The sequence below is a fragment of the Candidatus Accumulibacter sp. ACC003 genome (assembly GCF_907163085.1).
Lineage (GTDB): Bacteria > Pseudomonadota > Gammaproteobacteria > Burkholderiales > Rhodocyclaceae > Accumulibacter.
Genome location: NZ_CAJQTX010000011.1, coordinates 245,368 through 268,217, shown reverse-complemented (window position 1 = coordinate 268,217; position 22,850 = coordinate 245,368). Strand labels below are relative to the sequence as shown.

Below are 22,850 nucleotides of genomic sequence, written 5' to 3'. Positions count from 1 at the left end.
ATACCACGCCGGATTATAAACTATCCAGGCGTACCTGACCTACCCGAAACGCTTGCCATAGGCGTTCATCCCAGTTCGTTGCGATAATGATGATTGCGTGTCGAATAGAATCCGCGACGCCATTCGACCGGCTTGTTGCCGTAGGTGAAGGTGACGCGCTCGACCAGCAGCAGCGGACTTCCCTCGGCAAGTTGCAGCAACTCGGAACTGACCCGGTCGGCGGCTACCGCACGCAGCCGTTCGTCGGCACGGACCATGCAAATGCCATAGCGGCTTTCAAACAGGCCATACAGCGATTCGCCCAGGCCGAGCACTTCAAGCGACAGGTCCGGGAACAGCTCGCTGGGCAGATAGATCTCGTCGAAGACCACCGGTTGGTCGTCCAGCTTCAACAGGCGCCTGACGATGGTAATCGGCGCACCGGACTCGATGGCCAGCGTACGAGCGACATCGGGGCCAGCTTTGGCCCGCCAGCATTCGAGCGGTACGCTTCGGGAAACCTGCAGCGCCCCATCATTGGGGAGCAGGCGCAAAAAACGAAAAGCCGACCCCGGATCCTTGTGCGTCGCGACGAAGGTCCCCTTGCCCTGTTGCCGCAGCAACAGGTTCTCGGCTGCCATTTCGTCGATCGCCTTGCGGACGGTTCCCTGACTGACGCCGAAGCGCCCAGCGAGTTCCGACTCACTTGGGATGGGGTCACCGGGACCCCACTCGCCCGATTCCAGATTGCGCAGGATCAATTCCTTGATCTGCCGGTAGAGCGGGCTGAACGTCGGCGAATGCAATGACGGAGGGCGATTCATGGAGCGTCATTTCAGCATAATTTGCGCCGCCCGTCCATCCTGTTCCCTTGAAAAACATCATATATAAGACATAATATAGATTTGACACTTCGCGCTTTTGGGTTTTATCATTCCCCCGGTTTGGCGCACCCCGCAGAGAACGGGCTGTGGGGGAAAACGATCATCTTCTGCTTTCTTCTGCGCACGGTCCCCGTTCGCTTTTCTCGTCCCTCTGCCTTTTTCTCGTTCTCGACCTCTTTCCACTCACTCCCACACAACAGGAGCCGCATCATGTCCAAAGCCCCCATGCGCGTCGCGGTCACCGGCGCTGCCGGTCAAATCGGTTACAGCCTGCTTTTCCGGATCGCCTCCGGCGAAATGCTCGGCAAAGATCAACCGGTCATTCTCCAGCTGCTCGACCTGCCACAAGCCCAGAAAGCTTGCCAGGGCGTGATCATGGAGCTTGAGGATTGCGCCTTCCCGATGCTCGCCGGCATGTTCGCCAGCGACGACCCCAACGTCGCCTTCAAGGACGCCGACGTCTGCCTGCTGGTCGGCGCACGGCCGCGCGGCCCGGGGATGGAACGTGCCGACCTACTGACCGCCAACGGCGCCATCTTCACCGTGCAGGGCAAAGCGATTGCCGAAAACGCCAAGGAAGACGTACGCGTTCTGGTCGTCGGCAACCCCTGCAACACCAACGCCCTGATCGCTGGCTCGGCGGCAAAGAAAGTCGGCCGCACCAATCCCGCCAACTACCATGGCATGCTGCGCCTCGACCACAACCGCGCCCTCTCGCAACTGGCCGCCAAGGCCGATCGGCCGGTAGCCAGCTTCAAGCAACTCGTCGTCTGGGGCAACCATTCGCCGACGATGTATGCCGATTACCGCAATTGCACGTCGAACGGCGACAAGGTGCAGGCGCTGATCAACGATCCGGTGTGGAACAACGACGTCTTCCTGCCAACGGTCGGCAAGCGCGGCGCCGCGATCATCGACGCCCGCGGCCTCTCTTCGGCGGCTTCGGCGGCCAATGCGGCGATCGACCACATGCGTGACTGGGTACTCGGTTCCGATGAGTGGGTGACCATGGGCGTTCCCTCCGACGGCTCGTATGACATCCCCGCCGGCATCGTTTTCGGCTTCCCGTGTGAGTGCAAGGGCGGTTCGTTCAAGATCATCCAGGGTCTCGAGATCGACGGCTACTCGCGCGAGAAGATCAACAAGACGCTCAAGGAGTTGACCGACGAAGCTGAAGCCGTCAAGGCGATGCTGTAAGTCAGACACGCTTCCGAAAGCCGCGGCCGGTCCGCGGCTTTTTTTCGCCTGCCGCGCGGTAGAATAGTGCCTTCCCGAGAACCAGACGCGTCGAAAACACCATGCGCCATCCCAGCCAAGTCCTCTTCGCCGGCGAAAAGCCGTTCCCCATGATCCCCGCCGTCGACCACTATGCGGGCTCCGAGAAGTTGATCAACAAGGCTTTGCAGCTGCAGAACGAGCTCGGCCCGATCTTCGACATCACCTGTGACTGTGAGGACGGCGCGCCGGCCGGCGCCGACCGCGAGCACGCCGAGATGGTCGCCGAGCTGATCATGAGTTCAGGCAATCGACACCACCGCCTTGGCGTCCGCGTGCACGATATCGCGCACCATGGCTGGCAACAGGATATCGAGATCATCGTCGCTGGCGCAGGCCAACGCCTGGCCTTCGTGACGCTGCCAAAGGTCAATGGCGGCGAAGACGTGCGCCATCAGCTGCGCGTCCTGACCGACGCCGCAGCGGCCGCCGGCGTCGACCGCCAGATCCCCGTACATGTGTTGATCGAGACCTACGGCGCCTTGCGCGACGTGTGGGAGATCGCCGCGCTACCGCAAGTCGAATCGCTCGATTTCGGGCTGATGGACTTTGTCAGCGGCCACCACGGCGCCATCCCGGCGTCGGCGATGCGTAGCCCGGGACAATTCGAGCACCCGCTGATCGTCCGTGCCAAGTGCGAAATCGCCGCTGCTGCGCTGGCCAACGGCGCCGTACCGTCGCACAACGTCACCACCGAACTCCGTGACCTCGAAGTCATTCGCGACGATGCGCGGCGCGCACGCAATGAATTCGGCTACCTGCGGATGTGGAGCATTCACCCCAATCAGATCGTGCCAATCGTCGAAGCGATGCGTCCCGACTTCTCGGAAGTCGAAGACGCCGTCGCCATCCTGATCGCCGCGCAGGACGGCGACTGGGGACCGATCCGGCATCACGGACGACTGCACGACCGCGCTTCGTACCGCTACTACTGGGAGTTGCTGGCCCGCGCTCACGCAACCGGCATGCCACTCCCCGACGACGCGCAGCAGCGTTTTTTCGCTTGAAACGATGAACCTGCCGGCGCTGACCGCCAAGGTTCTCGAGTTTCGCGACCAGCGCAACTGGGCGCAGTTCCACAGCTTGCGCAATCTGATCGTTTCGCTCAATCTCGAAGCCAGCGAACTCCTCGAACTGACGCAGTGGAAGAGCGATGCCGAGATGGCGGCGCTAAGCGCAGACGGCGAAGCGCAGGAAGCGCTGCGCGACGAATGTGCCGACGTGCTGATCTACCTGCTGCTGATCGCCGAGAACGCCGGCATCGACCTCGAGGACGCGGCCAGCGCCAAGCTGCTCAAGAATGCCCGCAAGTACCCTGTCGAAGTCAGCTACGGATCGAGCCGGAAGTACTCGCACAGCCGGCCCGACGACCAAGGCTGATCAGCCCCGCCGCAGGCAGCAGCACGCCGCGGCGCAACTTCTGCAGTGACCGACTCAGGATTCCTGGCTGTCGAGCGTGAACCCCGCGCCGCTGTCGATTGCCAGCACCTCGACCAGCCACGGCATGACTTCCCGCAGCGTCGCCTGCAGCGTCCATGGCGGATTGATCACGAAAAGACCGCTGCCGTGCATCCCGAAACCGTCGGCAGCCGGCGTTCTGACGCGCAGCGTGACGTGCAGCCAGTCGCGCGCCGGCAAACGCTTGAGCCGCTGCGGCAAATCATGCGCTTCAAGGCGTGTCAGTTGCGGGTACCACAACAGGTAGCTGCCACCGGGAAAGCGTTGCAGGCAATCCTTCAACGCATGCACGACGCGCTCGTAGTCTTGCTTCTCTTCGTAGGCCGGGTCGATCAGGACCAGCGCGCGCCGTGTCGGTGGCGGTAACAAGGCCTTCAAGCCCGCAAAACCGTCGCTGTGATCGACCAGCACGCGCGTGCCAAAGCGCTCGAAATGCTCGCGCAGGCGCAGCACGTCGCGACTGTGCAGCTCGAACAGGCGCAAGCGATCTTGCTCGCGCATCGTCGCCAGCGCGAAATCGGGCGACCCCGGGTAAGCCTCCAGGCCGCCGCGCGGGTTGATTGCGCGCACCAACTCGAAATAGTCGGCGACCGCTGGCGGCAGATCCTTGCGCCCCCACAGCCGGCCGATGCCCTGCCGGTGCTCGGCGAGCTTCGTCGCCTGCACCGAATCGAGCGCATACGAGCCCGCTCCGGCGTGCGTATCGACGTACCAGAAGGCTTTGTCCTTGCGACCCAGATAACGTGTCAGCTGCACCAACACCAGATGTTTGAGGACATCGGCGTGGTTGCCGGCATGAAAGGCGTGACGATAGCTGAGCATCGGCTAATGCCCTTTCGCTCTGACAACAAGCAGCAAGCGCGACGGCGCGCAATGTCCGGAAAGCCCGGACTGTTGGCGGCCTACTCGGCGGCCAGGATGCGGCCGTCGGTGCTGAATTGGTAATCGCGGAAAATGTGCTCGGCGCTCAGCAGCTGATAGCTGCCGTCGGGCAAGCGGCGAGACGTATCCTTGAGGCGATACGTGTAATGACCACAGGTCCAGCAATCAAAATTGCGCATCTGTGTGCACAGGCAGGTCTTGTCCTTGACCGAGATGCGTTTGACACCCGGATTGGCCTCGACCTCGCGGTTGTAAGCGTTGATGTACGAGCAATTGCCGCTACTGTCGAGCAGATAACCGTAGGCTTCACAGTTCGGTCGAATCCCATCGCCGATCGCCGGGCTGTTACTCAGCATGCGCATCGGGTAGCCGGTCGGCGAGATCTGGTTGACCTCGATCTGATCCTCGGTCGCTGCAAAATACTCCTGCTTGACGTCCTCGGGCAGACCGCACTCGCGCGACACGGTGAACCGCGTCGCCACCTGCACCGCCGCCGCACCCTGTTCGAGAAAAGCCACCGCGTCGCTGCCGGTAAAAATGCCACCGGCCGGAATCACCGGAATATCGAGTTGCTCGGCCTGCAGGTGACGATGAATCTCGGCGAAGATCGTCGCCAGATCGTATTGCGCCCAATCCATGCCAAATCCGAGGTGGCCGCCAGCCAGCGGCCCTTCGACCACCACGTAGTCAGGCAAGCGCTGGCAGCGCGCCGTCTTGCGCAGAAATAGCTGTAGGGCGCGCAGCGACGAGACGATGATCCCCAGCTTGGCATCACGAAAACGCGGATGGTCTTCGATCAGGGCGAACGAGCCGAGGTGCAATCCAGCAGCCAGCGTAATGCCATCGGCGCCAGCGTCGAGTGCCCCCTGCATGCGCACGCGCAGCGTCTCGCGGGGCGAGTTCATGGTCAGCTTTTCCATGCAGTTCACGAAGATCAGGCCTTCGCCGCGCTTCGCCTCCATGGTCCTGCCGACGTGCATCCGGGTCGCCTCGGCGAGCTGCCCGAGGTCGAAGCGAACGACCGACTTGTCGGAATTGGCGACGTTGAATTTGTACTGTTTGAGCTTGTCCTTGACAAACTTGGCGTTGAATCGCCGATCGGCGACGGTATTGACCATCGCATCGGAAATGTGTCCAACGCCACCCAGTCGTGCCGCTTCGAGCGCCAGTTCGGCCGTCGAAATATCGACGCCCATGCCGCCAATCATGATCGGCACCAGTTCCTTGTCGCCGAACTGCAAGCGGAAATCATCAACGCTCTTCATCCATATCCTTCCCAACCCGGGCCAGCGTCCTCAGCGTGCTGGCCAGGGGATCACCGCAATCCCCACGAGCTCGCCATTATCGCTCATCCCGGGCCGCTATGGCTCTCTGCAAGCAATGAAATCACCATCGTCAGTGGCTTTCTGCGCACTTTACCGACGCTGCGACAGCAAGCGGCGCGCCAGCACGGGTGATTGGCCGAGGCGTGTATCATGCGCTGTAGACTTCAACCGGAAGACCGCCATGTCCGACTGTAGCAGCCACGACCAGCCACCCGGCGACGCCCGCGAGATCGGTATCGCGCGCCAGACAGCGTTTGACGCCGCGGCCTTCGAGCGCGCGATCGATGACCTGCTCAAGGCCTGCGGCGTCGCCGCCGATGGCGCACACATGGGGCGCACCGCGCAACGCGTACGCCAACTCTGGCAAGAGCGCTTGCTCGGCGGCTACGACCTCGACCCCGCCGCAGCGCTCGGTGAAGGCTTTGCCGATCACCGCGGCGATCTGGTAGTGATCCGTGGCATCGCCGTGCACGGCGTCTGCCCGCACCACCTGGTCCCCTTTCGCGGCCTGGCGCACGTCGCCTATCTGCCGGGCGGCCGCCTGCACGGCTTTGGCCGCATCGCGCGGCTGGTCGACGCCATCGGCCATCGCTTCACGTACCAGGAATGGATGACGCGCGATATCGCCGAAGCGCTGATGCAGCACGGCAAGGCACGCGGCGCCGCCTGCGTCGTCGAAGCCGAGCAGTTGTGCCTGCTCCTTGGCGAGGACCGGCGCGGCGACGAACGCGTCATCACCCAGTCATTCGTCGGCGAATTCGAGAACTCGCCGCAGGCACGCAACGAGTTCCTGCGCGCCATCGCCGGTGGCCGCCGGAGCGACTGAGTGAACGAGCGCGCCGGATCAGCCGCCAGTCATCAGCCGGTCAAGGTCATCAGCAGCGGCGTGCTCAGTGCCGCCAGCGCGGTCGACAACACCAGGCTGCTGGCGACCGGCCCCTCAAGGGTCTTGAACTGCCGCGACATCAAATAGACATTGGCGCCGACGGCCAGCGACGCCAGCAGGACGACGACGCGGGTTTCCATCGCCGGCAGGCCGATCAGCACGGCCAGCAGCCAGACCACCAGCGGCTGCACGATGAGCTTCAGGAAACAGATGGCGACGCTGATCCGCCAGCCGCTGCGCACGCCGTATTCGGCCAGCCCCATGCCCAGAGCGATCAGCGCCAGGGGCGCGGCCGCCTGCGCCAGCAAGCCCAGCGGCTGCGCGATCAACGACGGCAAAGGCCAGCCGCTCAGCCCGAAAAGCGCGCCCGAGAGGATGCCAACAACGATCGGATTGGTCAGCACGCCACGCGCCGTCGCGGCAAAACCCTGCACCGAGAAGCTGCCGTGGCGCGCCCACTCGATCGACACGCTGACCAGCGTCCACAGGATCAGCGCGTTGAACACCAGCACCAGGGCGACCGACGCGACGGCCGCTTCACCGAGGGCGAGCTTGGCCAGCGGCAAACCGAGCAGGACGTTGTTCGAGAACACGCCGCCCATCGCAAACACCGACTGGCCGGTGCCGTCGAGCTGAAACAGCCGCAAGGCGAGCAGCCGACCCATCGCGAAGACGATCAGACAGCCGCCGAAGAAGGCGATCAGCAAGCGCGCGTCTACCGCCGGCAACTTCGAGAAGTCGCTCATCAGCCGGAACAGCATCGCCGGCAGCGCCACCGAGAAAACGAAGCGCGTCAGGTTTTCCGACATCGACGGCGGCCAGCCACAACCGCGCATCAAGACGTAGCCAACGAGCACCAGAACGAATAGCGGCGCCGCCAGCGCGACGTGGTGAACAAAGGTATCCATGGCCGATCAGCCAGCGCCGCTCAGTCGCCGAAGCGTGGCGGCCGCTTTTCGTGCAGCGCTGCCATCGCCTCGTCGAGATCGGCCGAAATCAGCATCGCCGCGTTCCAGGTAGCAACGTGGTTGAGGCCGTCGGCCACCGAGTGGTCGCGCCCGTAGTTGAGCATTTCCTTGGTCCCGCGAATCGCCAGCGGCGACTTGGCGGCGATCGTTCGAGCAATCGCCCGAACGCCTTCGAGCAGAATCTCGGGCGTCTCGAAGAGCTGGTTGACCAGCCCGATCAGCTTGGCCTCGAAGGCGTCGACGTTGCGGCCGGTATAAGCCATCTCGCGCGCGATGCCGTCGGCTACGAGCCGCGGCAGTCGCTGCAGCGTGCCGACGTCGGCGGTCATCCCGACGTCGATTTCACGCACCGAAAACTGCACGTCGGCGGCCGCGTAACGCATGTCGCAACAACTCACCAGATCGATCGCGCCGCCGATGCACGCGCCCTGAATCGCCGCCAACACCGGCTTACGGCAACGCTCGATGCTCGCCAGGCAATCCTGCAGGTCGAGAATCACCCGTCGCAGCGCCTCGTGGCTGCGCGCCGGGTCGGCGTGCGCGACCGCCCTGCCGACGCTGGCGAGCATCGACAGATCGATCCCGGCGCAGAAATTGCCACCAGCGCCAGCGAGCACGACGACGCGCACCTCGGGCGCCGCATCGGCCCAGCTGAAAGCGTTGCGCAAGTCCTGCCACATCGCTTCGTTGATCGCGTTCGAGCGCTCCGGCCGATTGAGCCGCACTTCGGCCAGCCCGTCTTGCAGCTCGATGGCGATGGTCGTCAAGCGGGGAATGACGGTGGCGGTAATCAAGTCGTTCTCCTGAAGAATCGGGTCGTTGGACGGCAAGACCTTAGCACCCGGGCTGCCGCTCGCGCGACCTCGCAGGCAGCGCTGAAGCATGACTGCGCCAGCCCAGTACTGGCAAGGCGTTGCGGTGGGCAGGCAAAAAAGGTTTCGCACAAGGGAGCTAGACAGCCGGGGGGACTTCTGGCAGGATAGGTGGAGGGTCATTGGTCCACGTTTCAGCCGGAGGTATCGTGGTGGTTGCAACGAGCGAAGGGGAGTGGGTGCACTGCGGTCGCGTATTCAGCGCCGCGGAGATCGCCGAGGTGTGCGGGACGGTGGCGTGGCTGCCGGGATTGGCGCGCAAGGAGTTGGCGGCGACGGTCTGCGAGCACCTGGGGTGGACCACTCTGACAGGGACGGCGAAGATCAGCGCCTGCCTGGAGTTTCTGGAGCGTTTGCAGGCGGCCGGGCTGCTGACACTGCCGGCGATAAGGCCGTCGTCAGCACGCCGTTGCGCGCCGCCCGCGGCACCCGTAGATACGGTCACCGGGGAGCTTCCCGTGCACTGCGCCCTGTCGGCACTCGCACCGGTCTGCCTGGAAGTCGTTCGCGACGCGGCGTTGGTGGCGCAGTGGGATGCGCTGGTGGCGCGCTGGCACCCACTGGGTTTCCAGGGGGCCTTCGGCTACCGCCTGCGCTACTTCATCACGGCGGGCGACCGGCGGCTCGGCAGCGTCCTGCTGGCCGGCGCTGCCCGCGCGGTCGCCGTGCGCGACCGCTGGATCGGCTGGACGGCCCAGGCCCGCCGCGAGAACCTGGCGCGGGTGGTGAACAACAGCCGCTTCCTGATCTTTCCCCACGTCCGGGTGCCGCATCTGGCCAGTCATGTGCTCGGACAACTCGCGCGCCGCGCACGCGCGGACTGGCTCGATCACTGGGGCTTCGAGCCCCTGTTGCTGGAGACTTTCGTCGATCCTCGTCACTATACCGGCACCTGTTACCGCGCGGCCGGTTGGCAGTTGCTCGGGGCAACCAGCGGGCGCGGGCTGGCCCGCCCCGGCCAGTCGTATCGCAGCACGCCCCGCCAGGTGTGGCTCAAACCGCTGAGCGCCGATTGTCGCGACCGGCTGTGTGCCGCCCCTGGGAGCTCCCGGCCATGAGCAAACCCTGCCGTCGCCCGACACGCGCTGCCCTCAAGGAGCTGCGCTCAGAGAAGAAACGGCAGGAAAAGGCACTGAACGCGAAACGGCGCGCGAGTGGACAAGTCCTCCACTCCCCCACTTCTCTGCCCAACCGATGCTCAGCCTTCGCGACCGTCGGCGAGGAAAGGGAGGCCCGCGAGGACGCCGTGAGCAAAAAGACGCGTCTCCTGCGCAAAGAGCTACCCGCCTTGCTCGAGCAACTGGAACAAATTCCCGACCCGAGAGACCCCAGGAAGCGCCGCCACAAGCTGACCGCGCTGCTGCTTTACGGTCTGCTGATGTTCGTCTTTCAGTTCTCCTCTCGGCGCGAGACCAACCGCGAAATATCCCGTCCCCAGTTCATGGCCAACCTCCACCTGCTGTTCCCGGAGATCGAGACCCTACCACACGCCGACACCCTGTTTCGGCTGCTGCGCGACATCGACCTTGACCACCTTGAGCAGGCCCACGTCGATCTGGTGAAGCGGCTGATCCGCGGCAAGAGCTTCCGCCGCTATCTGATCAACCACTGCTACCCCATCGCCATCGACGGCTCGCAGAAGGTCGCCGGCGACACCCTCTGGGCGGAGGAACTCCTCCAGCGCACCGTCGGCAAAGAGGAAACCCGCCACACCCAGTACTTCGTCTACGTCCTCGAGGCCAGCCTGGCTTTCCACAACGGCCTGGTCGTCCCACTGCTCAGCGAGTTCCTCGAACACGCGCTGGGCGATACCGAAGCACAAAAGCAGGACTGCGAGCTGCGCGGCTTTGTGCGCTTGAGCGACCGGCTCAAGACGCTGTTCCCCCGCCTGCCGATCCTGCTCCTGCTCGACGGCCTTTACGCCAACGGGCCGGTGATGCAGCGCTGCTTGCGCGCCCACTGGCAGTTCATGATCGTGCTTAAGGACAAGGATTTGTCCACGGTCTGGCAGGAGTTCCGCGCACTCCACGCCCTGAAGCCACAAGCCGTGCAGCGCGCTTGGGGAAGGCGCCGACAACACTTCAGCTGGGTCAACGACATCGACTACGCCTTCGCGGCCAACGGGCGTCAGCGTCTCAAGCTGAACCTGGTGGTCTGTGAGGAAAGCTGGGAAAAGATCGATGAACAGGCCAGGACCGTCACCGAAACATCGCGCCACGCCTGGCTCTCCAGCCAACCGCTCAGACAAGACAATGTCCATGAGCGCTGCAACCTCGGTGCCCGCCACCGTTGGGGCATCGAAGCGGGCTTCCTCGTCGAAAAACATCAGGGCTACCACTACGAGCATGCCTTTGCCCTCGACTGGAATGCCATGAAAGGCTATCACCTCCTCATGCGCCTGGCGCATGTGTTCAATACCCTGGCACGTTTCACCCGGCAGTTACGCAACCTCTATCAAGAACTCGGTGTGCGCGGCGCCATCGCCTTCATCCGTAATTCCTGTGCTGCGCCCTGGCTTGACCCAGCACGCCTGCGTCTGCTTCTCGCCGAACCGTTCCTGCTGCAACTCGAATAACCTTGCCCAGGCCTGCCCAACACATCTTCCCAAGCGCGGCGCACCCCGCGCCGGGAAAGGCTCGCCTGGCGATCGTAACGGAGCTCCCTCGACCTCTCCTGTCCCACTGACAACACCAAACCCCCGCGCCGCAAGCGCTCCCTTGCCGCTAGCCAACCCCCATCTGGCCGCCTCGGCGGCGAAAGTGGGCGTAACCGGCAAGTGCTGTCGATTCGGGGAGGTCATGCGTCAGGGCTGCCTCGCAGGGATTCTAATTGACTTGCCGCTGCGAGTTCAGTATTTTGCCTAAAGCAATCTGCTGTCCGATAATCGGCCAGCGCACCCCAAGCAAACGGCGACCACTCGCCGCCCAAGGCGACATCCATAACCATTCAGCACCCCCGGGATCATGAACGACTTCATTCTCGAGACGGACAATCTGGTCAAGGAATTCAAGGGGTTTGTCGCCGTTGATCGCGTCAATCTGCGAGTCAGGCGCGGTCACATCCACGCCATGATCGGTCCCAACGGCGCTGGCAAGACCACCTGTTTCAACCTGCTCACAAAGTTTCTCCAGCCAACCCGCGGCGCCATCCGTTTCAACGATATCGACATAACTGGCGACCAGCCGGCCACTATCGCCCGGCGCGGGATAGTCCGTTCATTCCAGATTTCGGCGGTATTCCCACACCTGACAGTCCTGGAGAACGTCCGCATCGCTCTGCAGCGAAAGCTTGGCGCGTCGTTTCAATTCTGGCGTTCGGATAAGACCTTGACGCGCCTGGACGGACGTGCCACCGAACTGCTGGCCGCAGTCGGCCTTGATTCTTACCTCCGGATGATGGCGGTCGAGCTGCCCTATGGTCACAAGCGCGCGCTGGAGATTGCCACGACGCTAGCTCTTGAACCCGAACTAATACTGCTTGACGAACCGACCCAGGGCATGGGTCACGAAGACGTTGAACGGGTGATGCAACTGATCAAGAAAGTATCGGCCGATCGCACGGTCCTCATGGTCGAACATAACATGAAGGTCGTTGCCGGCATCTCCGATACGATAACGGTGCTGGCCCGCGGTGCCGTGCTGGCTGAAGGGTCATACGCCGAGGTGGCAAGCGATCCGCAGGTCATCGAGGCCTACATGGGCACCGCCGAACGCGAACCTTCGGGGAGCAGCGCGTGAACGCGTCCGTCGAATACCTGCGAATTCGCGACCTGCACGCCTTCTATGGCGAATCGCATATCCTGCACGGCGTCGATCTACGGGTGAACCGCGGTGAATGTGTGTCGTTGCTGGGTCGGAACGGCGCCGGTCGCACCAGCACGCTACGGGCCATCCTTGGCCTCACCGGCAAGAGGACGGGGTCGATCATGCTCAATGGCCGCGAGACCATCGACATGGCGACGCATCGCATAGCGCAGCTCGGCGTAGGCTATTGTCCGGAGGAGCGTGGCATCTATGCCAGTCTGAGTTGCGAGGAAAACCTCCTGCTACCGCCGCAGGTCGGCAGCCGGGGTATGCGCCTGGAAGAAATCTATGAGATGTTTCCGAACCTTGCCGAGCGCCGCCATAGTCAGGGCACCCGCCTGTCCGGGGGCGAACAGCAGATGCTGGCCATGGCACGCATCCTCTGGAGCGGTGCACACCTGTTGCTGCTCGACGAGATATCGGAAGGACTCGCTCCGGTGATTGTGCAGCAACTCGGTCAGGTCATCGGCGATCTCAAGAGCAAGGGTTTCACGATCATTCTGGTCGAACAGAATTTCCATTTTGCGGCCCCCCTGGCGGATCGCATGTACATTGTCGAACATGGCCAGATCGCTGCCGAGATTGCACAAAACGAAATCGATGCGAAGCAGGAATTGTTGCAGGACTATCTTGGAGTCTGAAGAGTTTCAACTGTCGGATTCACTATCCGGCGCGGTATCACTACATAACTACAACTACAGGAGACAATGTCATGAGATCAAAACTGCTTAAGGTCGCGCTCGCCGCACTGCTGATCCCGGCCACCAACCTCGTATCGGCGGAGACCAAGCCCGCCGCCATGAAACTGTCGAACAACGTGGTCAAGATCGGCGTGCTGACCGACATGTCCGGCGTCTACTCCGACCTTGGGGGTCAGGGCGCGGTCACTGCGGTGCAGATGGCGATCGATGACTTCAAGGCGGAATACAAACCGAAGTTCAATATCGAGATGGTTTATGCCGACCACCAGAACAAGGCCGATGTCGGTTCCAACAAGGTGCGCGAATGGTACGACACTGAGGGCGTGGACATGGTCACCGACTTGCTCAACTCCGGCGTCTCACTGGCCGTCGGCAAGGTGACGCAAGAAAAGAAGCGCATCGCGATATTCGTCGGCTCGGGTTCGACGCGTCTGACCGACCAGGACTGTACGCCGAATACGATACATTACGCCTATGACACCTATGCACTAGCCAACGTCGCCGGCAAGGCCATCGTCAAGAACGGCGGCGACTCCTGGTTCTTCCTCACCGCCGATTATGCCTTCGGCCACTCGCTGGAAAAGGACACCGCGGACGTCGTCAAGGCCAATGGCGGCAAGGTTCTGGGCTCGGTACGGCACCCGCTCAATGCCTCGGACTTCTCGTCCTACCTGCTGCAAGCACAGGCATCGAAGTCCAAGATCATCGGCCTGGCCAACGCCGGCGGCGATACCATCAACGCGATCAAGGCAGCCAGCGAATTCGGTATCACCAAGAATCAGCAACTCGCCGGACTCCTGATGTTCATCACCGACATTCATGCCCTTGGCCTGCAAACCACCCAGGGAATGCTTCTGACATCGGGTTTCTACTGGGACAAGGATGACGAAACGCGCAAGTTCAGCAAGCGCTTCTTCGACAAGACCAAGCGCAATCCGACAATGGTGCAGGCGGGAGATTACTCGGCGGTCACCACCTATCTGAAGGCGGTCATGGCCGCCGGAACGGATGAAGCGGCAGCGGTCATGGCAAAAATGAAGTCGACCCCGATCAATGACTTCTTCGCCAGGAACGGCAAGATCCGTGAGAATGGCCGCATGATCCACGACATGTATCTGATGCAGGTGAAGAAGCCATCCGAATCGAAGTACCCCTGGGATTATTACGAAATCAAGTCTGTAGTTTCTGGCGAAGATGCGTTCCAGCCACTGTCGGCGTCACAATGCCCGCTGGTCAAAAAATAGCAGGCCTGGCGGCACGGTGTATGCCACCGTGGTGACACGTCATGACTTCATTCTTCGACATTCCGATCCAGGCCTTGATGGGCCAGCTGATGCTGGGCCTGGTCAACGGCTCGTTCTACGCCATCCTCAGCCTCGGTTTGGCGGTGATCTTCGGCATGCTCAACATCATCAACTTTGCCCACGGCGCCCTCTACATGATGGGCGCATTCCTGGCCTGGATGGCTCTCGACTACCTGGGGATCGGTTATTGGCCTGCCCTGATACTGGTCCCTCTGGCCATTGGCGTGTTCGGCGTCCTCATCGAACGCACTATGCTGCGCTGGCTCTACAAGCTCGATCACCTCTACGGACTGCTGCTGACCTTTGGCCTGGCGCTGGTCATCGAGGGCCTGTTCATCAATGCCTATGGCGTCTCGGGACAACCGTACCAGATCCCCGCTGAACTCGCGGGCGGCTTCAATCTGGGTTTCATGTTTCTGCCCTACTATCGCGGCTGGGTGATTTTCGCCTCGCTGTTGGTTTGCTTCGCCACCTGGTACGGCATCGAGAAGACGCGCCTCGGCGCCTACCTGCGCGCCGCAACCGAAAATCCCAAGCTGACCCAGGCCTTCGGCATTAACGTTCCGATAATGGTGATGCTGACCTACGGTTTCGGCGCGGCTCTGGCCGGCTTTGCCGGTGTCCTGGCTGCACCAGTGATCCAGGTCAGCCCCTTGATGGGCTCGCATCTGATCATCACGGTCTTCGCCGTGGTGGTCATCGGCGGCATGGGCTCGATCATGGGCTCCATCGTCACCGGTCTGGGCCTCGGCGTGGTCGAAGGCATCACCAATCTGGTCTACCCGGCGGCGTCCAACACGGTGGTCTTCGTCATCATGGCGATCGTGCTGATGATGCGCCCGGCCGGACTATTCGGCAAAGAGCAATGAACAGAACGGCAATCGCTTACCTCGCTTTGCTGGCCGTGGGCGTGGTCCTGCCATTCTTTGTCTACCCGATCCTGGTCATGAAGGTGCTTTGTTTTGCCCTGTTTGCCTGCGCCTTCAACCTGCTGCTCGGCTATACCGGACTGCTTTCGTTCGGTCATGCTGCCTTCTTCGGAACGGCTGCCTACGTCGCCGGTTACGCGATCAAGGGTTGGGGCTTCCCACCCGAACTGGGCATTCTCGCTGGCACTGTCGCTTCGGCACTGCTGGGCTGGGTGGTCGGCAGCCTGGCGATCCGCCGCACCGGCATCTATTTCGCCATGGTCACGCTGGCGCTGGCGCAGATGGTGTATTTCATTTTCCTGCAAGCACCCTTTACCGGCGGCGAGGACGGCCTCCAGGGCGTTCCCCGAGGCAAGCTCCTCGGGCTGATCAATCTGTCCAATGACCTGAATCTTTACTATTTTGTGCTGGCGATATTCGTCTTCGGCTTCTGCCTGATCTACCGCACCATTCATTCTCCTTTCGGCCAGATTCTGAAGGCGATACGGGAGAACGAACCACGCGCGATTTCTCTCGGCTACGACGTGGCCAAGTACAAACTGCTCGCCTTCGTCCTCTCCGCGGGACTATCGGGCCTGGCGGGCGCCACCAAGATGCTGGTGTTCAAATTTGCGACGCTCACCGATGCCCACTGGCACAGCTCCGGCGAGGTGGTTCTGATGACCATACTCGGTGGCATGGGTACCGTGCTGGGCCCGGTGGTCGGCTCGAGTACGATCGTCACCCTGCAAAACGAACTGGCCGACAAGGTCGGCTCGCTGGTCACCGTCATCATGGGGCTGATCTTCGTCGTCTGTGTACTCGCGTTCCGAAGGGGTATCGTTGGCGAGATTTCGGCGCTCTACAAGCGAATGTTTGGCGGATAAAGAGTAAGGGCAGGAAGCTTCATTTCTTCATGCGGGTGGATCTGTCCCCGCAGCTTTTCTCGGCAACGGGGTTGCTCGGCTTGCAGAGTCGTGCAGATCTGGAGCGCCCCCGCCGCGTTCGAGAAACGCCAACCAGTGGGTGCACTCTTGCGGCAATTCACGGAGAGAAACGATCTCCGTGGTCAGCGTCGCCAACAGCGCAGTAAACGGTGCCACGGGCCGGCCACTTGTCGCCGATTCTCCGCTGATGAGGTTCGCTCCCGTACTCATGCACCGCATCGTGCCGGATTTTGGCGGCGCTGTTCAGTTCTTCGGTTCACCCGCGAGTCGCTGACTGAAGCATGCCGACGAAACGGGGCTACGGGTTCACCGAATATTTACGAGAATTCGCTGACCATTCGCTGAAACACAATTGATCAGATACGGATTTCTATTTTTCTGTTGGCCCGAAAAAAGCATTGGGTGCGACAGTGCCGTAACGCGAAAAGGCGCGACAATTGTCGGAACTGCCCTCCTGCCCTCGCCCACCCGGTTCAACCCATAGCCTTATACACAACTTACCCAGGATCTGCCTGACGCATGAACTGGAGCCCGATAGCGCAGTCCATGACACGCTGCAATCCGATCCAGATAGTCTTGACGCCGGGCTCCCCGTCGCCTTTGCGAGCGAGAAAACCGCCGAGCATGGCCACCAGGCGCAGGACCTGGTTGAGGGTCGGCAGGTCAGCCGGCGGTTTCTTCTTGTTGAGAAGATAGGCGGCACGCCATTCATCTTCGTGGAAGAACAAGTCGGCGGGCAATTCGGGGCAGGTTCGGCCGAATCGCATCAGCACAGCAATCCGCCAGGAGACCATGAGGTACAGCGCGATGGCACGTTGCAGACCTTCGATCGTTCCCAGTTGCAGGGCCTCGATGCGGCAGGCGTTCTTGAGGATGTGGAAGAGGATCTCGATCTCCCAGCGGGCGCGATACCAATCGATCAGTTCCGCGACTTCTTCGAGCGTCTCGGCGGTACGATTGGTCAGCAGGCGCCACTCGACCGGGCGACTGCCTGTCGGTGGGTTGATTTCCTTGGCCACTACGCAGGTGGCCCGGATCGTTTGCTTCTTGCCATGCGGAAGATCGACGACACGCACCCAAAGCTGCTGGCGTACCACGCGCGATTTTTGACCATGCCTCGCGGGCAGGGTGAAGGTGATTTCCCCAAGAGCTTCACCCGACGTCACCGTCGGCCACAGCTTCTGGCCGTCAGGCAGTGCTCGATCGTGCTGAGCACGCAACAGCCAGTCCGCTGGCTGGCCCAGTTCGCGGGCCCGGTCCATCAACTCGATCATGTCAGACTCGCGGTCGGCCACGTAGACCAGCCGGGTCTCCGGCAACTCCGTCGCCAGTTCGGCCACCCGTTCATAGCCCTCGATCCAGCGGGTGCTCTCTTCAGGGCCTCCGCACTCGGATAGCATAGTGCTTGTTGTCATACTCGATCAGCGGAAAATCGTTAACATTCATGGGCTTATGACAACCACTTGTAAACCCTGTTGAAATCAGGTCTACTCTCGTCTTTTGGACGAACGAAATGACTGTGACGACGGGAGTGAGCCTGATGTGCTGCTTGAGGGAAGTGGACGACCCGCGCAGACCCAGCAACGGGACGCTGCATGACTTCCAGGAGATTTTGGTGATTGCCATGGCAGGGGTACTCTCGGATTGTGACACCATCGAAGACATCGCCTACTGGGGGCGCCGGAAAGAAAAATGGCTGCGTGAATTCCTGGTGCTCAAGAACGGGGTTCCCTCCACGGAGACGTTTCTGCGGGTGTTCCGAGCGCTTGACCCGAAGCAATTTGAGGTCGCGTTTCGCCGCTGGGTGGCCGGGGTGGTCGGCGCCTTGCGAGGCAGCGTCGCGTTCGATGGCAAGACGGTGCGAGGTTCCGGCAGTGGTGGCGAAACCGCGATTCACATGGTCAGCGCCTTCGCTACGGAATTGGGTATTGTCCTCGGCCAGGAAAAGGTCGCCAGCAAGAGTAATGAGATCACCGCCATCCCGGAACTCCTCAAGGCACTGTATATCAATGGGTTGCTGGTCACCATCGACGCCATGGGCTGCCAGAAAACTATTGCTCGGCAGATCACGGATCAAGGCGGTGACTACCTGCTGGCGGTCAAAGGCAACCAGCCGACGTTGCTGGAAGCCATCGAGACCGAGTTCATCGACCAGTATCAATCCGAGGCCGTTGATCGCCACCGTCAGGCCCGCAAGTCCCATGGTCGAATCGTCGGACAGATCGCCTCGGTCTTGCCTGCGCAAGGACTCGTTGATCTGGCCGATTGGCCGAAGTGCCAGACGATCGGCCTGGTCGACTCCCTGCGCAAGGTTGGCGACAAGGAATCGAACTTCGAGCGACGCTACTACATCAGTTCTCGTGCCTTGACCGCCGAAGAGCTGGCGGCCGCGGTGCGAGGCCATTGGGGCGTAGAAAACCGCCTTCACTGGGTGCTCGACGTCAGCTTTCGTGAAGATGCCAGCACTGTACGCAAGGACAACGCCCCACAGAACCTCTCCCTCTTGAAGAAAATCGTTCTCAACCTGATTCGTCTGGATACGACCGACAAGACTAAAGCCAGCTTACGCTTGAAGCGCAAAGGAGCTGCTTGGGATGACGATGTCCGGATGACGATGCTGGGCCTCACACCGCTATGACAGCCGAGTGCGGAGGCCCTGGTGCTCTCTTTGATCCCCGGGCGCCGGCCGTTGGCGTCCTTCGGCTCGCGCGCCCACATCCAAGCGTCCAGAACGCCCAAGGGCTCGCGATCGACGCTGACCGCATACGTCGGATGCACGTAAAGGCCTCGCTGCGCTTCGTAGCTCAGCGGCCCCAAGCCAGAGATGCTCTGCCCGTTGAAGTCCAGTTCGGTGGTGTCTTGCAGCATCAGCACGACTTTGTGCTGCGCGATTCGCGTCCGGCAGCAAGACCAATGGGGCCGGAGGATAGCCTCCCACGTAATGTCATCGTTGCCGAAGAAGCGGTAAGCCGCCATCGTCTCCGACCAGTCCGAACACGCCCCCGGGATACTCGCCGTCGGTCTCGCAGAAAGCGTATCCAGCAACCTGATTGCTCGTTTGTCCCGACGGCCGTCACCCAGGTTGATTCCCTTCAACTCCTCCTCAGCCCACCTCGCCATGATGCCTTCTCAAGGAAAAACGATAGCTTATAGAGGAAACCTAAAGTTGTGTATAAGGCTATGGGTTCAACCCGCCATGCCGCACATCATCCCGAGCGCGACCGCCACCAACTTCGCCAAGCCGCAGGATGCGGCCATCGAGATCGTCCATGTCGATACCGCCGTACTGGTGGCCAGCAAACCGGCCGGCCTGCTCTCGGTCCCGGGTCGCGGCGAAGACAAGCAGGACTGCCTCAGCCGCCGCGTGCAGGCCGAATTCGCCGACGCGCTGACGGTGCATCGCCTCGACATGCACACCTCCGGCCTGCTGCTCATGGCCCGCGGTCCGGAGATGCAGCGGCGCTTGAGCAGACAGTTCGCCGAGCGGCAGGTCGACAAGCGCTATCTGGCGGTCGTCGCCGGACGATTGACGCTGGCGAGTGGCGAAATCGACCTGCCGCTGCTCGCCGACTGGCCCAACAGACCGCGCCAGAAAGTCGACCTGGTCGCTGGCAAACGCGCGCTGACCCGCTACCAGGTGCTCGGCTACGATTCGACGACCGACACCTCACGGCTGGCTCTGATCCCCGAGACGGGTCGCACGCACCAGTTGCGCGTACACTTGCTGGCGCTGGGCCACCCGATCGTCGGCGACGCGCTCTACGGCGGCGCCGCCAGCACGGCGCACGCCAGGCGCTTGCTGCTGCACGCCGAAGAGCTGGCATTCGCGCACCCCGCGAGCGACGAACGACTATTCTTTCGGTCGCCGGCGCCGTTCTAGATCAAAGCCAGAGACGCCGCCGTGCGCGACAATCCAATCGCTGGTCAATGCTGGACGCAGCGACAAGTGGACACAGCGGCCTCACCAAACATCACCGCTGCTCGACCGACAAACTCACTCAGGCCCGTGAACATGCCATTCTCGACGCACCCCCTTTGGCTGGTCGGTTTCAGACCGTTCTTTGCCCTCGCCTGCCTATCGGGACTGAGCCTGCCAGTCATCTGGGCGCTGTATTTCTCGGGCACGCTGACGCCGCCGCCGGCGCCGTTCTCGCCGACGCAGTGGCATGCGCACGAAATGTTCTTCGGCTTTGGCTGGGCGGTGATGGGCGGCTTCCTGCTGACCTCGACCAAGAACTGGGTGAAGATTCGTGGTTACCACGGCGTCTCGCTGATCATGCTGGTCGGCGCCTGGCTGCTCGAACGCGCCGGCATGGTCTTCGCCGGCGCGCTGCCGCCGCTGCTTTTTCGCATCTCGAACAATCTCTTCCTGGCGTCGCTGGTCGGCATGCTGCTGTGGTCGCTGGTCCGCCACCGGCAGAACGATTCCTTCCGCGACAACTACTTCTTCCTGATCATTCTGCCGCTGTTCCTGGTGGCCAAGAACCTGCTGCTCAGCGACGACCATTTCCACGCCGGCGCGACGATGACCATGGCGCTTTTCCGGGTCGCCTTTCTGGTGATGATCGAACGGACGCTGACGCAGTTCATGAAGAACGCCATGCAGGCCAACATCCTGCGCAACGCGCTGCTCGACACCAGCATTAAGTTGCTGGCACTGCTGCTGGTTTTTGCCAGTCTGCTGCCGGCGCCGGTATCGGCATGGATCGGCCTGTTGCTGGCGCTGCTGCTGATCGGCCGCTTCGTCTACTGGCAACCGCAACTGGCGATGCGCCGGCTGGACATCGGCATCATGTACCTCGGCTACCTGGCGATCGTCGCGCAGCTACTGCTGCAATTTGTCGATTATCGGGTTCAACCCGCGTGGATCGGCACGGTCGCGATGCACGTGTTCACCTTCGGCGCCATGGGGCTGATCATCCCGGCGATGTTGATCCGCATCGTGAACGGCCACACCGGCCGAAAAGTCGTCTTCGATCGCCTCGACAAGGCCGTGCTGTGGATAATGATTGCCGGTTTCGTCATCCGCATCGTCGTCCCGCAGCTCGACCCGGCCGGCTACCTGCGCTGGATCGAGCTCGCTGCGGCGTGCTGGTTCGCTTGTTTTGCGATCCTCGCCTGGCGCTATATCCCCTACCTCGTGCAGCCACGGGTTGATGGCAAGGAGCACTGAGCGAGGCCGACCCGCTGCTTCTCCACGCTACGCGGAGCGCGGCCGCCGCAGCAACAGCGCGACCACGCACCACAAGCCCACCGGCAACCAGTCGACCAGGACGACACCGGCAGCAGCCGTAGCACCCGAGGCGACGAGGCCGAAGCGCGAAAACGTCGCCACCGCCAGCACCGCCAGCAAGGCGCCGGTATTGCGGCCGCTCTGCAGCGGATAGCCGCGCTCGGCCGCCAGGCCGATCGACGCGCAGAGAATAAGCGCCCAGAAAACACCAGCGACCAACTGGCTGGCGACCAGCGCCGCCAACGAGACGGAAAGCGCTGCACCGGCCAGCGCCAAAGCGCCAAGCGCGCTGGCCATTTTCAACACCGGCAAGGTGCCGCGCTCCCTGACCAGGCGACCAACGGCCAGCAGGCCGAAACTGAAACCGACCCAGAAGATCGGCATCAGCCAGGGCAGCGACGCTGCATCCGCCAGGCGCTTGAACTGCGGCGCTGAATTGATCGCGGTATGGATCTGTTGCCCGAAGGCGAGCAGCAAGGCCAGCAGCATCAAGAAAGCCCACGACGCCGGCAGCGCCCCGGCGGGCGGCTTCGCCGGCACGCGAGCGCTCGGCAGCGGCGGTTCGGCAGCCGGCAAGCCACGTTCGACATGGACCAGCGCCAGCGCCGAAACGCCAACCGCCAGCGCACTGAGTGCAAAGGGCAGCGCCGGATCGACGCCCTTGAGGACCGTCGCCAGATACGGCGCCAATGCCGAGGCCACCGCCAGGCCGAGCAACTGGATTCCCGCCAGGCGCGGTAGCGCCGCGCGACCGGCGTAGCGCGACAGCAACACGTAGGGCGGCGCGCGCAGGGCCGCCGAGGTCGCCACCCAGACGGCGATCGCCAGCAGGAACAGCAACGGCGTCGCTGCCAGCCAGGGCAGCAGCAGCATGGCGACAGCGGAGACCGCCGAGAGCAGTACCAGTATCGGCCCGATCCGGCGCAGCGCCGCGCGTGCCCGGTCGACCGCGACGCCGACCGACCAGTCGGCGAGCGCAAAGATCAGCTGGTCGGCGGCCAGAAGCCACGGCAGATAGCGCTTGTCGATACCGCCGCGCGCCAGCAGCTCGGGCAGGAAAATGACGTACACCACCCAGCTCAGCGAAAAGAAGAACTCCACGCCGGCCAGCAGCCAGGCCGAGTGGGTGGCACGAAGAGAGGGTGCTGTCGTCATCGGCGTAATCGTGGCATGAAAAACCCGACCGAGGAAAGAGCGATGCGGCGTCGCGCGATCGGCATGGACTTGCGGTGCCGTTTTCGCTGACGTTCGGAAGCACTATAGTTCGCCCTCGAGGCGCGGACGAGCCGCCGCGCGCTGGCCGCAGCAGCCGCCAGCAAACCGAGAGCACAGCCGATGTCAGCGATCACCAGCGATCTCGCCCATATCCTGCCAACGATCCGCCGCTCCGGCGATTTCCATACTACGGGTCGCAGCGACATTTTT

21 protein-coding genes and 2 pseudogenes are annotated in these 22,850 nt (G+C 62.4%); 14 read left to right on the top strand and 9 right to left on the bottom strand.

The window, feature by feature from the left end; genetic code table 11:
* Positions 1–65 precede the first annotated feature (65 nt).
* Complete coding sequence (locus tag QZ656_RS23130) at positions 66–803, bottom strand: GntR family transcriptional regulator (protein WP_291995592.1); 738 nt, start codon at positions 801–803, stop codon at positions 66–68.
* A 270-nt stretch (positions 804–1,073) separates the two neighbouring features.
* Here QZ656_RS23130 and QZ656_RS23125 point away from each other — a divergent pair, with 270 nt between their 5' ends.
* The 3 genes from QZ656_RS23125 (at position 1,074) to QZ656_RS23115 (ending at position 3,518) form a co-directional block, all read left to right on the top strand.
* Positions 1,074–2,060 (top strand): malate dehydrogenase, encoded by a 987-nt coding sequence (locus tag QZ656_RS23125; RefSeq protein WP_291995591.1) that lies wholly within the window; start codon positions 1,074–1,076, stop codon positions 2,058–2,060.
* Between the two features lie 101 nt (positions 2,061–2,161).
* On the top strand, positions 2,162–3,145 hold the full coding sequence (locus QZ656_RS23120) for an aldolase/citrate lyase family protein (protein WP_291995590.1): 984 nt from the start codon (positions 2,162–2,164) through the stop codon (positions 3,143–3,145).
* A gap of 4 nt (positions 3,146–3,149) precedes the next feature.
* Positions 3,150–3,518 carry a nucleotide pyrophosphohydrolase gene (locus tag QZ656_RS23115; protein WP_291995589.1) on the top strand — a complete coding sequence of 123 codons (369 nt, stop codon included), beginning with the start codon at positions 3,150–3,152 and terminating at the stop codon, positions 3,516–3,518.
* Positions 3,519–3,572: 54 nt separating this feature from the next.
* Here the strand turns inward: QZ656_RS23115 and rlmJ are convergent, their stop codons facing one another.
* Complete coding sequence (gene rlmJ, locus QZ656_RS23110) at positions 3,573–4,418, bottom strand: 23S rRNA (adenine(2030)-N(6))-methyltransferase RlmJ (protein ID WP_291995588.1); 846 nt, start codon at positions 4,416–4,418, stop codon at positions 3,573–3,575.
* Positions 4,419–4,498: 80 nt separating this feature from the next.
* Positions 4,499–5,743, bottom strand: coding sequence for a nitronate monooxygenase (locus QZ656_RS23105; RefSeq protein ID WP_291995587.1), 1,245 nt, complete (start codon positions 5,741–5,743; stop codon positions 4,499–4,501).
* Positions 5,744–5,984: 241 nt separating this feature from the next.
* Between QZ656_RS23105 and folE the strand changes: the two genes are divergently transcribed.
* The gene (folE, locus tag QZ656_RS23100; protein WP_291995586.1) at positions 5,985–6,629 is read left to right on the top strand and encodes a GTP cyclohydrolase I FolE; all 645 of its coding nucleotides are present in this window, start codon (positions 5,985–5,987) and stop codon (positions 6,627–6,629) included.
* Between the two features lie 32 nt (positions 6,630–6,661).
* On the opposite strand, the gene QZ656_RS23095 is transcribed toward folE, so the two are convergent.
* On the bottom strand, positions 6,662–7,597 hold the full coding sequence (locus QZ656_RS23095) for an AEC family transporter (protein WP_291995585.1): 936 nt from the start codon (positions 7,595–7,597) through the stop codon (positions 6,662–6,664).
* A 20-nt stretch (positions 7,598–7,617) separates the two neighbouring features.
* Positions 7,618–8,451, bottom strand: coding sequence for a crotonase/enoyl-CoA hydratase family protein (locus QZ656_RS23090; RefSeq protein WP_291995584.1), 834 nt, complete (start codon positions 8,449–8,451; stop codon positions 7,618–7,620).
* A gap of 227 nt (positions 8,452–8,678) precedes the next feature.
* On the opposite strand from QZ656_RS23090, the gene QZ656_RS23085 reads away from it, so the two are divergent.
* Both QZ656_RS23085 and QZ656_RS23080 read left to right on the top strand, forming a co-directional pair.
* Entirely contained in the window at positions 8,679–9,587 is a 909-nt protein-coding gene (locus tag QZ656_RS23085; RefSeq protein ID WP_291991618.1) for a DUF4338 domain-containing protein, read from the top strand.
* The gene (locus tag QZ656_RS23080) at positions 9,584–11,104 is read left to right on the top strand and encodes a transposase family protein (protein ID WP_291991619.1); all 1,521 of its coding nucleotides are present in this window, start codon (positions 9,584–9,586) and stop codon (positions 11,102–11,104) included. Before QZ656_RS23085 ends, QZ656_RS23080 begins: the two co-directional genes overlap by 4 nt.
* 250 nt (positions 11,105–11,354) lie before the next feature.
* Here QZ656_RS23080 and QZ656_RS23075 read toward each other — a convergent pair whose 3' ends face one another.
* Complete coding sequence (locus tag QZ656_RS23075) at positions 11,355–11,594, bottom strand: hypothetical protein (RefSeq protein WP_291995671.1); 240 nt, start codon at positions 11,592–11,594, stop codon at positions 11,355–11,357.
* On the opposite strand from QZ656_RS23075, the gene QZ656_RS23070 reads away from it, so the two are divergent.
* From QZ656_RS23070 to QZ656_RS23050, 5 genes are all read left to right on the top strand, one after another.
* On the top strand, positions 11,493–12,266 hold the full coding sequence (locus QZ656_RS23070; RefSeq protein ID WP_291995583.1) for an ABC transporter ATP-binding protein: 774 nt from the start codon (positions 11,493–11,495) through the stop codon (positions 12,264–12,266). The genes QZ656_RS23075 and QZ656_RS23070 overlap by 102 nt on opposite strands.
* Positions 12,263–12,973 (top strand): ABC transporter ATP-binding protein, encoded by a 711-nt coding sequence (locus tag QZ656_RS23065; RefSeq protein ID WP_291995582.1) that lies wholly within the window; start codon positions 12,263–12,265, stop codon positions 12,971–12,973. The genes QZ656_RS23070 and QZ656_RS23065 overlap by 4 nt, the downstream gene beginning before the upstream one ends.
* 71 nt (positions 12,974–13,044) lie before the next feature.
* Positions 13,045–14,277, top strand: coding sequence for an ABC transporter substrate-binding protein (locus QZ656_RS23060; RefSeq protein WP_291995581.1), 1,233 nt, complete (start codon positions 13,045–13,047; stop codon positions 14,275–14,277).
* Between the two features lie 41 nt (positions 14,278–14,318).
* Positions 14,319–15,206, top strand: coding sequence for a branched-chain amino acid ABC transporter permease (locus QZ656_RS23055; RefSeq protein ID WP_291995580.1), 888 nt, complete (start codon positions 14,319–14,321; stop codon positions 15,204–15,206).
* Positions 15,203–16,132 (top strand): branched-chain amino acid ABC transporter permease, encoded by a 930-nt coding sequence (locus tag QZ656_RS23050; protein WP_291995579.1) that lies wholly within the window; start codon positions 15,203–15,205, stop codon positions 16,130–16,132. Before QZ656_RS23055 ends, QZ656_RS23050 begins: the two co-directional genes overlap by 4 nt.
* A 557-nt stretch (positions 16,133–16,689) precedes the next feature.
* On the opposite strand, the pseudogene QZ656_RS23045 reads toward QZ656_RS23050, so the two are convergent.
* Positions 16,690–17,568 (bottom strand): annotated as a pseudogene (locus QZ656_RS23045) (IS4 family transposase); the annotation flags it as partial.
* Between the two features lie 164 nt (positions 17,569–17,732).
* Here QZ656_RS23045 and QZ656_RS23040 point away from each other — a divergent pair.
* On the top strand, positions 17,733–18,830 hold the full coding sequence (locus tag QZ656_RS23040; RefSeq protein WP_291991628.1) for an ISAs1 family transposase: 1,098 nt from the start codon (positions 17,733–17,735) through the stop codon (positions 18,828–18,830).
* Between the two features lie 65 nt (positions 18,831–18,895).
* Here QZ656_RS23040 and QZ656_RS23035 read toward each other — a convergent pair.
* A pseudogene (locus QZ656_RS23035) lies at positions 18,896–19,312 on the bottom strand (transposase DNA-binding-containing protein); the annotation flags it as partial.
* A gap of 76 nt (positions 19,313–19,388) precedes the next feature.
* Here QZ656_RS23035 and QZ656_RS23030 point away from each other — a divergent pair.
* A complete protein-coding gene (locus QZ656_RS23030) occupies positions 19,389–20,072 on the top strand; it encodes a pseudouridine synthase (protein WP_291995668.1) in 684 nt (227 codons plus the stop codon).
* A 132-nt stretch (positions 20,073–20,204) separates the two neighbouring features.
* Positions 20,205–21,365 carry an NnrS family protein gene (locus QZ656_RS23025; RefSeq protein WP_291995578.1) on the top strand — a complete coding sequence of 387 codons (1,161 nt, stop codon included), beginning with the start codon at positions 20,205–20,207 and terminating at the stop codon, positions 21,363–21,365.
* A 27-nt stretch (positions 21,366–21,392) separates the two neighbouring features.
* On the opposite strand, the gene QZ656_RS23020 is transcribed toward QZ656_RS23025, so the two are convergent.
* A complete protein-coding gene (locus tag QZ656_RS23020; RefSeq protein ID WP_291995577.1) occupies positions 21,393–22,580 on the bottom strand; it encodes an MFS transporter in 1,188 nt (395 codons plus the stop codon).
* Positions 22,581–22,850 lie beyond the last annotated feature (270 nt).

Bases quoted from the DNA above. Each gene is read 5' to 3' on its own strand.
- QZ656_RS23130 (WP_291995592.1), bottom strand. From the start codon at position 803: ATGAATCGCCCTCCGTCATTGCATTCGCCGACGTTCAGCCCGCTCTAC.
- QZ656_RS23125 (WP_291995591.1), top strand. From the start codon at position 1,074: ATGTCCAAAGCCCCCATGCGCGTCGCGGTCACCGGCGCTGCCGGTCAA.
- QZ656_RS23120 (WP_291995590.1), top strand. From the start codon at position 2,162: ATGCGCCATCCCAGCCAAGTCCTCTTCGCCGGCGAAAAGCCGTTCCCC.
- QZ656_RS23115 (WP_291995589.1), top strand. From the start codon at position 3,150: ATGAACCTGCCGGCGCTGACCGCCAAGGTTCTCGAGTTTCGCGACCAG.
- rlmJ (WP_291995588.1), bottom strand. From the start codon at position 4,418: ATGCTCAGCTATCGTCACGCCTTTCATGCCGGCAACCACGCCGATGTC.
- QZ656_RS23105 (WP_291995587.1), bottom strand. From the start codon at position 5,743: ATGAAGAGCGTTGATGATTTCCGCTTGCAGTTCGGCGACAAGGAACTG.
- folE (WP_291995586.1), top strand. From the start codon at position 5,985: ATGTCCGACTGTAGCAGCCACGACCAGCCACCCGGCGACGCCCGCGAG.
- QZ656_RS23095 (WP_291995585.1), bottom strand. From the start codon at position 7,597: ATGGATACCTTTGTTCACCACGTCGCGCTGGCGGCGCCGCTATTCGTT.
- QZ656_RS23080 (WP_291991619.1), top strand. From the start codon at position 9,584: ATGAGCAAACCCTGCCGTCGCCCGACACGCGCTGCCCTCAAGGAGCTG.
- QZ656_RS23070 (WP_291995583.1), top strand. From the start codon at position 11,493: ATGAACGACTTCATTCTCGAGACGGACAATCTGGTCAAGGAATTCAAG.
- QZ656_RS23060 (WP_291995581.1), top strand. From the start codon at position 13,045: ATGAGATCAAAACTGCTTAAGGTCGCGCTCGCCGCACTGCTGATCCCG.
- QZ656_RS23055 (WP_291995580.1), top strand. From the start codon at position 14,319: ATGACTTCATTCTTCGACATTCCGATCCAGGCCTTGATGGGCCAGCTG.
- QZ656_RS23050 (WP_291995579.1), top strand. From the start codon at position 15,203: ATGAACAGAACGGCAATCGCTTACCTCGCTTTGCTGGCCGTGGGCGTG.
- QZ656_RS23040 (WP_291991628.1), top strand. From the start codon at position 17,733: ATGTGCTGCTTGAGGGAAGTGGACGACCCGCGCAGACCCAGCAACGGG.
- QZ656_RS23030 (WP_291995668.1), top strand. From the start codon at position 19,389: ATGCCGCACATCATCCCGAGCGCGACCGCCACCAACTTCGCCAAGCCG.
- QZ656_RS23025 (WP_291995578.1), top strand. From the start codon at position 20,205: ATGCCATTCTCGACGCACCCCCTTTGGCTGGTCGGTTTCAGACCGTTC.
- QZ656_RS23020 (WP_291995577.1), bottom strand. From the start codon at position 22,580: ATGACGACAGCACCCTCTCTTCGTGCCACCCACTCGGCCTGGCTGCTG.